An 8,384-nucleotide genomic window follows, 5' to 3' on the forward strand; every position below is an offset into this window, starting at 1 on the left:
CGCCGCGCGGGGCGGGGGGGGCCGGGGGGGGGGGGGGGCCCGGCCCCCCCCCGCCCCGCCCCCCCGCCCGGGGGGGGGGGGCCCCCCCCGGGGGGCGCCCCCCCGCCCACCGCCGTTGTTCCCGGCTACCGGCTACCGGCTACCGGCTACCGGCTACCGGCTACCGGCTACCGGCTACCGGTCTTCGGCCGTCGGTCTTCGGTTCCCGGCTCTCGGGCTGCAGGCTCCCGCCCGGGCATCCTGCGTTCGTACCCGTGCACCAGCCGGCCGGGGTGTGGCGGCGTCCCCACGCCAGGCCGCCGCCGCGGTGCCGCGCGGTGGCGGCCCCGGACCACCGGGCGTCCTGGCCCGGCGGCCTCGCGTGTGGGCGATTGGCGAGCCGGCCCGGCAGTGTGGCGTCCCCCCCGTCCGGCGGGCCCGGCGACCCCGTCAGCGCCCGGACGTCTTCCGCGGCCCGGACGCAGGGCCGAGGAGCCGCCCCCGCGCCTGCTCCTGCCCCGCTGTCCGCTCCTGCCCCTCTGCTCGTCCCCTGCCCCGGCCCTGTGCCCGCTCCGACAGCTCCACCAGCCGCCGCGCGACCTCCGGGAACAGTTCGTGGGGGAAGAAGTGACCGCCTGCGAAGGCCTCGGTCCGGTGGGCGGCACGGGTGTACGGGCGCCATCCGGCCGCCGTCCCGGGCGGGGTGTCGGGGTCGCCGGTGCCGTACCAGGTCAGGAGGTCGCAGGTCAGCGGCCGCGGCGGGGGATCGGTGCGGTACCCCGCGAGGAGTGCCAGGTCACCGCGGATCACCGGCACGAACTGGTGCCGCATCGGTGAGGTGCGCACCTCACGGGGAATCCGGCCGTGGGCGGCGAGCGCGTCCAGCAGGGCGTCGTCGCCGAGCTCGAGCAGCGGGCCGTAGGAGGAGTCCTCGAGGAGATGCGGGGGCCGGGCCGCGGCGACCACCACGAATGCGGGGGCCGGCCGGCCCAGCCGGGCCAGGGCCTGCGCCGTCTCGTGGGCGAGGAGGCCGCCCATGCTGTGCCCGAACAGCGCGTAGCGGCCGCCCGGGTCGACGCGGGCGGCCAGGTCGGCGGCGGCCTCGCGCAGGGTGGTTGCACGGGGCTCCCGGGAACGCAGGCCCTTGCCCGCGATCTCCAGCGGCCGTGCCACCACCACCGCCGGCGGCAGCTCGCGCCGCCAGCGCACGAAGCTGCGCGCGGAACCGCCCGCGTGCGGCACGCAGTACAGGGTCAGGGGCTCCGGCGCGCTCACTTGTGGTGCTCACCCGCGGCCAGCGGCCGGATCCGCACGGTCAGTGGCAGCTCGTTGCGGGTGAGCAGGGAACGCAGGTGGCGCCGTAGCTCCGCCTCGGAGGGGGGCACCGCCGAGTCGACGTAGACGTCGAGCGCGAGCGTGGCGGAGTCGTCGTCCACGGCGGTGATCCGGGTCGCCGCGCGCACCACACCGGGCAGCGACTCGGCCGCCCGGCGCACGGTCGCCGTGGACACCTTCTCGCCGCGCACCATCGCGAAGTCCGAGGAACGTCCGGTGACGTGGACGTACCCGTCGTCGTCCACATGCCCGACGTCGCCGGTGGCCAGCAGCCCGGGCTCGACCAGGTCGCCCCGCTTGGACGGCGCGGCCTCGCCGACCCGGAGCCGGTAGACGGTGTCGGAGCGCACGAGCAGTTCCCGCTCCCCGGTGCCGGTGGGCCGGGTGAGCACCTCGACGCCGTCCAGCGGCAGGCCCACCGAACCGTGCCGGTGCGGGGGTTCGCGGTGCGCGGCCAGGGTCGACACCCGCGGGCCGGCCTCGGTCAGCCCGTAGGTGACGAAGAGCGCCAGCTCGGGGTTGAGCTTCAGCAGCCGCGAGACGTACGACGGGTCGAGGGCCTGTCCGCCGACGGTCAGGGTGCGCAGCGCACCGGGGAGTTCGCCGCCCGCGGTGACCACGGACTTCACCAGGCTCGGGGTGAGGGAGGAGAGGGTGACGCCCCGGCCGGCGACGGTGTCGAGATAGCCCGCGACCGAGAACGGCGGGCCGGCCATCACCAGCCGCGAGCCGTGCACGAGACCGCCGAGGACCTGGGCCACCAGGGCGAAGGAGTAGTAGACGGGCAGGCTCACCAGCGCGGTGTCGGCGGCGCGCTGGCCGACGGACCTGCCGTGGCGGCGGGCGTTGCGCAGCAGCGCGTCCATGGAGTGCAGACAGCCGGTGGCCATGCCCGAGGTGCCGGAACTCATCAGTACGACCTGGCCGGGACCGTGGCCGCGGTACGGCCAGTCGGTGAACAGGCCCAGGTCGGCGCCGCCGGCGCGGATGACGCCGGTGACGCCCTCGGTGCGGATCGCGGCCCGCACCAGCGCGCAGGCGCCCAGCTCCCGGGCCACCTCGCGCACCCGGCTGACCGGGGTGGACGGGGAGAGCAGGACGGGGGTGTGCCCGGCCAGGGAGACGGCGAAGAAGAAGCGCAGCGCGCGAACGCCGTTGGGCAGGGCGATGACGACGACCGCGCCCGGCGGGGCGGGCAGCGCCGCGAACCGCTCCACGAGGGCCGGCAGCGGGCAGGGTTCGGGGTCGGCGGTGCCGGAGACCTCCTCGGTTCGGGCGAGGAAGTCGTGCACGGCGGCCGGGTCGAGCGGGTTCGCGGCCGGGGTGGGCGGGCCGCCCGGCGTGCCGGGAGGGGGGCCGGGAAGCGGGGACGTGAGGGCGGGGTGCCGGTCGTCGGTCGGGTTCTGCGCGGTCATGTTCTCCGGGGCCTCCGCGTGGGCGTCGGCCCACTGACGACCAGGCACTCCGCCTGGTGCTTGCCTTCGTCGGTCGTCACGTGCGTGACGACCAGGACGTGCGCGGCGCTGGGTGGGTCGCCGAGCAGCCAGTCGCCGCACAGGGCTCTGGTGAACGGCGCGGCCGGCGCCGGGGGCATGGCCAGCATCGACACCGGCCCGTGGAAGCCGAACACCGAGCACAGGACACCGACCGGGGAGCCCGGCCCGGCGCCCGCGAACCGCATGGGGGATATCCGGCCGCTCGGGACGGCGGCCGCCAGCGCTCCCAGGGTGCGGGCCGTGGCTCCCTCGGCCACGGCGATCACCCCCACGTCGTCGGGACGGTCCGGGGCGGCGGCACCGCAGTCCTCCAGCGCGGCCGCCACGGCCTCGGCCATCAGCCAGGCCACGGGATCGGCGTACACGCCGGGCAGTCTGCGGCGCGCGGTGGCCGGGTCCTCGGTCTCGACGCGGGCCGCTCCGGTGACCGTGGTGCCCGCGGGGCACCACGGGTCCCCGTTCACGCGGCCGCTCCGTCCGGGCCCGCCAGGAGCAGGCAGGTGTTGAAGCCGCCGAAGCCGAGCGTGAGGCTGATGCCGAGGGAACCGGTGAACTCCCGGGCGTGGCCGGTGGCCAGGGGCAGGGACAGTTCCGGCATGACCGAGCGGGTGCCGGGCACCGGGGGTGCGGTGCGGTGCCGCAGGGCGAGGAGCAGCGCGATGGCCTCCAGGGCACCGGTGGCGCCCAGTGTGTGGCCGAGGGCGGGCTTGGTGGCGAAGACGAGCGTGCGGGAGCCGGCGCCGAACACCGTGCGGTAGCAGGACGCCTCGGCCTTGTCGTTGGCCCGGGTGCCGGTGCCGTGGGCGTTGATCACCGCGATGTCGCCGGGCTCGGCCCCGGCCCTGGCCAGGGCCCGCCGCACCGAGAGGACCGCGCCCGCGCCGCTCTCGTCGGGGGCGGTGAGGCCGGTGCCGTCGTTGGAGGCGCCCCAGCCGCGCAGTTCGCCCAGGACGTGGGCGCCTCGGGCGGTCGCCGCGTCCCGGGTCTCCAGCAGCAGGAAGCCGGCACCCTCGCCGAAGAGGGTGCCGTCGCGGTCGGTGTCGAAGGGGCGGACGGTGCCGGAGGGGGACAGGGTGCCGAGCGCCCGGTGGCCCAGCAGCTTGCCCTCGGTGAGCAGGTCGATCCCGCCGCACAGGCAGCGCTCGGCCTCACCCCCGGTGAGCAGGGCGGCCCCGGCGAGCAGGGCGTCGGCCCCGGACGAGCAGGCGGTGCTCACCGAGGCCGAGCGGGCGATGCCGAGCCGCTCGGCGACGGCGGCGGTGAGGGTGTGCGGCGGGATGCCTGCGGCGTCGTCGAGGTGCGGGCCGAGGCTGCTGCCGAGGACGAGGGCGCCGACGTCGGCGGCTGCGCAGCCGGCGTCGCGCAGGGCGGCGGAAGCGGTGGCCACCGCGAGGGAGACCTGCCGCTCGGACGGGGGCCGGTGTGCGGCTTCGTCGGTCGGCAGGGCCGCGGTGGCGACGGGTGCGCCGCCGTCGCCCGGGAACTCCCGGACACCGGTGCGGCCGTGTGTCAGCTGCTGCCAGACCTGGTCGATTCCGTCTCCGAGAGCGGTGGTCCAGCCCATTCCGGTGATGCAGACGGCGTGACCGCGGTCGGCTTCGAGGAAGTCCCCCAATTAATCCCCCAGGTGCTCCGAGAAATGCTCCGAGCGATGCGCGCGACGTCCTCTATTTGCTAATCGGAATCTTATTTGCATTCAGTGAACACATATTAACGAAGGAGTTCTGGGGTGGCAAGGGACAACCCCTCGCGACGGCCCTCACCGGCTCGCACTCGCAGCGGTCCGGCGGTCCCCCGGGCGCGCCTGTCCGTTGACCGGGCGACGGGAGCGTAGCGCGGCATGGCACACCCGTGACCACCTGACGCGGCGTCTGCCGCGCCGCCGCGGTGACGTGCTGCTGCTGTCCGTTCGTCCGGCCGTGTACGCGTCTGAGGCAGTACCGGAGTCGTGTCCAGGACGGAAGGGTCGGTCAGCGCCGGGCAGGTGGTGCCACCGGTGACCGCGTCCGTGGGAGCAGAAGTGATCGCGCCGTCGTCCGTCGGCGACCGCGAGTACGGCGACGGGCAGCCGGAATGCCTTGCGGCGTTCGCCGAGCGGGGTGAGAGAGGCGATCTTCCCCAACCGGTGCCCGATCCGGCCGCGGGTGATCAGGACCGCGGGTGATCAGGACCGCGGGTGTGTGCGTCGGGCGTAGCCCGGAGCGGCGGATGCTCTCCGGTCCGTCCTCGGCGACAGTGCGCGCCTGGACACGGTGGCGGTGCAGGAACAGCAGTGCCTCCGGCTGGTCCTCCGGCCCGAGTGCGTCGAAACCGTCGATGCCCGCGCTCATCCCGGCGGAGGTGACGGTGTCGCCGTCGTCGACCCGTCGGATGTCGGTGAGTGCCCGGACGTCCGGCCGGCGCCGGGCGAAGCAGTCGATGACGTCCGCGTCCGCCCCGGTCGCCGCAGTGACGCCGCCGGGGATCACCAGCACGGCGAAGGGGGGAACCCCGTCGAGGGTATGGTCCGCCACGACCTTCAGTCCTCCGCGGCAGCGGACCGGCTGATCTCATGGCGCATGACACGCGCCGGGTCGGCGCTCCGCAGCAGGACGGGCCGGCGGGGTGACGCGGCAGCCGCCCTCCAGACCGGTGCGGACCTGACCGGACTGGGAAACGCGGGCTCGAACACGGCTGTTGACCACATCGTCACCGCCCGACCGGCCTTGCCCCAGTTGCCGAAGGAGTGGCGACGAGGGCGGCAGAAGCTCATCCGAACGGACTCCGCCGACGGCACCCACGACTTCGTGTCCGGGCCCGCCGAACGAGGCCGACGGCTGCCCTGCCCGCCTGGTGATCACCGACACCGTTCACCAGCACCTCCTGAGGATCCCGACCCCGGCCTTGACACCGGCCGCAGGGACTTCTGGCGCCTGCCCCGGCCTTGCGGTTCTTGTGCCGTACGCCACCCGGTGAAGAGCCTGGTCGCGGGCGCGTTCGGGTGGGCAGGACGACCCTGATCGACTCGGTGTCCCCAATTCGGCCGCTGCACCCGAAGCCGGTGCCTCGAACGCCGCTCCGCGCAGGTGCGGACGCAGGCGCGAAACCGTCCCTGCTGCGGGCGGGTCGGGGCGGGAGAGCGGAAAGGGGCTGCCGGTCAGGCGTCGATGATGACGGGGATGATGAGAGGCCTGCGGCGGTGGGTGCGGAAGGCCCAGTTCGCCACGGCACGGGCGATGAGCTGTTCCAGCTGGTGTGCGTCGCCGACGCCTTCCTGGGCTGCGGTCGCCAGAGTCTTCTCGATGACGGGGACGACCGGTTCGAAGGTGGTGTCGTCGTGGACGAACCCGCGGGCCAGGAAGTCGGGAGTCTCGGCAAGGGCGCCCGTGTCGGCATCGACGATGGCCACCACGGTGACCACGCCTTCCTCCGCGAGGGTGATGCGGTCCTTCAGGGACGCCTCGGTGGCGCCGCCGACCTCCATGCCGTCCACGTAGATGTTGCCCGCGGGGACCTTGCCGGTGATCGACGCACGCCCGTCCACGAGGTCGACGACGACGCCGTCCTCGGCGATGACCACCCGCTCGGGATCGACCCCCGTACGGATGGCCAGGTCGGCGTTGGCCTGCAGGTGGCGCCATTCGCCGTGCACGGGCATGACATTGCGGGGCTTGACGATGTTGTAGCAGTACACGAGTTCACCGGCGCTGGCGTGCCCGGAGACGTGCACCTTGGCGTTGCCCTTGTGGACGACGTGGGCGCCCCATCGGGTCAGTCCGTTGATCACCCGGTAGATGGCGTTCTCGTTGCCGGGGATCAGGGAACTGGCGAGCAGGACGGTGTCTCCCTTGCCGATGCGGATCACGTGGTCGCGGTTGGCCATCCGGGACAGAGCCGCCATGGGCTCCCCCTGGGATCCGGTGCACACCAGGGTGATCTTGTGGTCGGGGAGCTTCTCCAGTTCCTTGGTGTTCACGACCAGGCCTCTGGGAACCTTCAGGTATCCGAGGTCGCGGGCGATGCCCATGTTGCGGACCATGGAGCGGCCCACGAAGGCGACCTTGCGGCCGTGCTGGTGGGCGGCGTCCAGGACCTGTTGGATGCGGTGCACATGGCTGGCGAAACTGGAGACGATCACCCGCCGCGGGGCCGTACGCATCACTTGCTCGATCGCCGGGTTCAGGTCGCGCTCGGAGGTGGTGAAGCCCGGGACCTCGGCATTGGTGGAGTCGGTGAGGAAGAGATCGACGCCTTCCTCACCGAGGCGGGCGAAGGCGCGCAAGTCGGTGATGCGGTCGTCCAGCGGGAACTGGTCCATCTTGAAGTCACCGGTGTGCAGCACCAGCCCGGCCCCGGTGCGGATCGCGACCGCGAGACTGTCCGGGATGGAGTGGTTGACCGCCACGAATTCGCAGTCGAAGGGGCCGAAGCCGCGCCGGTCGCCCTCCCGTACCCGCACCGCGCGCGGCCGGATTCCGTGCTCCTTGAGTTTGGCCTCCAGGAACGCCAGTGTCAGCTTCGAGCCCACGACAGGGATGTCGGAGCGCTCTCGCAGCAGGTACGGCACGCCACCGATGTGGTCCTCGTGGCCGTGGGTGAGTACCACGGCCACGATGTCGTCCAGGCGATCACGGATCGAGGTGAAGTCCGGCAGGATCACGTCCACGCCGGGCTGGGTCTCTTCGGGGAACAGCACGCCGCAGTCGACGATGAGCAGCTTGCCGGCGTGCTCGAAGACGGTCATGTTGCGGCCGATCTCCCCCAGGCCGCCGAGGGCGACGACCCTCAGCCCTCCTTCGGCCAGGGGAGGGGCAGCCTTCAGTTCGGGATGCGGATGACTCATGTTCCGACGTTACCGGAGAGTCTGCCGAGGTGATCCACTGAGCCGTTCTCCACCTCGTGCCGATACGTGGTGAAGGACGGGGAGGCTCTTCACGATGCCGGTGATGCGGCTGGTGCTGCGGCGGAGTCTCCGCAGCAGGCGCCAGCCTCTCAAGGTGGCCACGACCGGTTCGCTGAGCAGTGGGCTCTGCGCCGGCGCTCGCGTACATCTCCTCGTACCGGTCCAGGGCATTCTTCTTGAACTTGAACTTGAACTTGCGGTGCGGCGGTGTCACCACGCGTCCGCCGGTCCGAGCGCCCAGACCCTGCTGGTCCAACCCCGGCCGGACTCCCCACCCCAGCCCATGACGCACACCGGGACACTGGCGGTGAGCGCACGCCACATCGTCGTACCGACCGTCACCTGTCTCCGTCCGAGCACCTCGGTTTCCGTCCCGACGCAGCTGACGTCGACCAAGCCCACCATGCCTCTCCGGTCACCCACAGCTGCGTCGTCGGTGTCTCGTCGACCCATCGGGGCATGTTTATGGGTTGCTGCGTGGGTGGGTGCTGGTCACGTCTGTGGTGGGTGGTGGTTGCTGTTGGGTGCCGTGGTGGTCGGGTGTGGTGGCCGGGTGGGTGGGTTGGGGGGTGTCGGGTTGGGGGGTGGTGGCTGGGTGGGTTAGGGGGTGGTGGTGGGGAGTTGGGTGAGGATGTGTTCGGTGGCTTTGAGGGCGCTGGTGATGCATTGGCCGATGCCGATGCCGTCGTAGG

6 protein-coding genes and 1 pseudogene are annotated in these 8,384 nt (G+C 73.0%); all 7 read right to left on the bottom strand.

Annotation, left to right across the window (positions count from 1 at the left end; genetic code table 11):
- Nucleotides 1-429 precede the first annotated feature (429 nt).
- The 7 genes and pseudogenes from ACIP5W_RS14430 to ACIP5W_RS14460 all read right to left on the bottom strand — a co-directional run bounded on the left by ACIP5W_RS14430 (nt 430) and on the right by ACIP5W_RS14460 (nt 7,632).
- Nucleotides 430-1,254 (bottom strand): thioesterase II family protein, encoded by an 825-nt coding sequence (locus ACIP5W_RS14430; protein WP_401471895.1) that lies wholly within the window; start codon nt 1,252-1,254, stop codon nt 430-432.
- The gene (locus ACIP5W_RS14435) at nt 1,251-2,729 is read right to left on the bottom strand and encodes a class I adenylate-forming enzyme family protein (RefSeq protein WP_401471898.1); all 1,479 of its coding nucleotides are present in this window, start codon (nt 2,727-2,729) and stop codon (nt 1,251-1,253) included. The genes ACIP5W_RS14430 and ACIP5W_RS14435 overlap by 4 nt, the downstream gene beginning before the upstream one ends.
- Nucleotides 2,726-3,274: a polyketide synthase gene (locus tag ACIP5W_RS14440; protein WP_401471901.1), complete on the bottom strand. Its 549-nt coding sequence runs from the start codon at nt 3,272-3,274 to the stop codon at nt 2,726-2,728. Before ACIP5W_RS14440 ends, ACIP5W_RS14435 begins: the two co-directional genes overlap by 4 nt.
- On the bottom strand, nt 3,271-4,425 hold the full coding sequence (locus ACIP5W_RS14445; RefSeq protein ID WP_401471904.1) for a beta-ketoacyl synthase N-terminal-like domain-containing protein: 1,155 nt from the start codon (nt 4,423-4,425) through the stop codon (nt 3,271-3,273). The genes ACIP5W_RS14440 and ACIP5W_RS14445 overlap by 4 nt, the downstream gene beginning before the upstream one ends.
- 144 nt (nt 4,426-4,569) lie before the next feature.
- Nucleotides 4,570-4,932 (bottom strand): DUF5958 family protein, encoded by a 363-nt coding sequence (locus ACIP5W_RS14450; protein WP_401471907.1) that lies wholly within the window; start codon nt 4,930-4,932, stop codon nt 4,570-4,572.
- An 85-nt stretch (nt 4,933-5,017) separates the two neighbouring features.
- Nucleotides 5,018-5,140: pseudogene (locus ACIP5W_RS14455) on the bottom strand (hypothetical protein); the annotation flags it as partial.
- An 806-nt stretch (nt 5,141-5,946) separates the two neighbouring features.
- Nucleotides 5,947-7,632: a ribonuclease J gene (locus tag ACIP5W_RS14460; protein ID WP_401471910.1), complete on the bottom strand. Its 1,686-nt coding sequence runs from the start codon at nt 7,630-7,632 to the stop codon at nt 5,947-5,949.
- Nucleotides 7,633-8,384: the final 752 nt, after the last annotated feature.

The sequence above is a fragment of the Streptomyces sp. NPDC088766 genome, assembly GCF_044750845.1.
GTDB lineage: Bacteria > Actinomycetota > Actinomycetes > Streptomycetales > Streptomycetaceae > Streptomyces.

Excerpts from the sequence above, each read along its gene's own strand:
- ACIP5W_RS14435 (WP_401471898.1), bottom strand. The coding sequence starts at position 2,729 with ATGACCGCGCAGAACCCGACCGACGACCGGCACCCCGCCCTCACGTCC.
- ACIP5W_RS14460 (WP_401471910.1), bottom strand. The coding sequence starts at position 7,632 with ATGAGTCATCCGCATCCCGAACTGAAGGCTGCCCCTCCCCTGGCCGAA.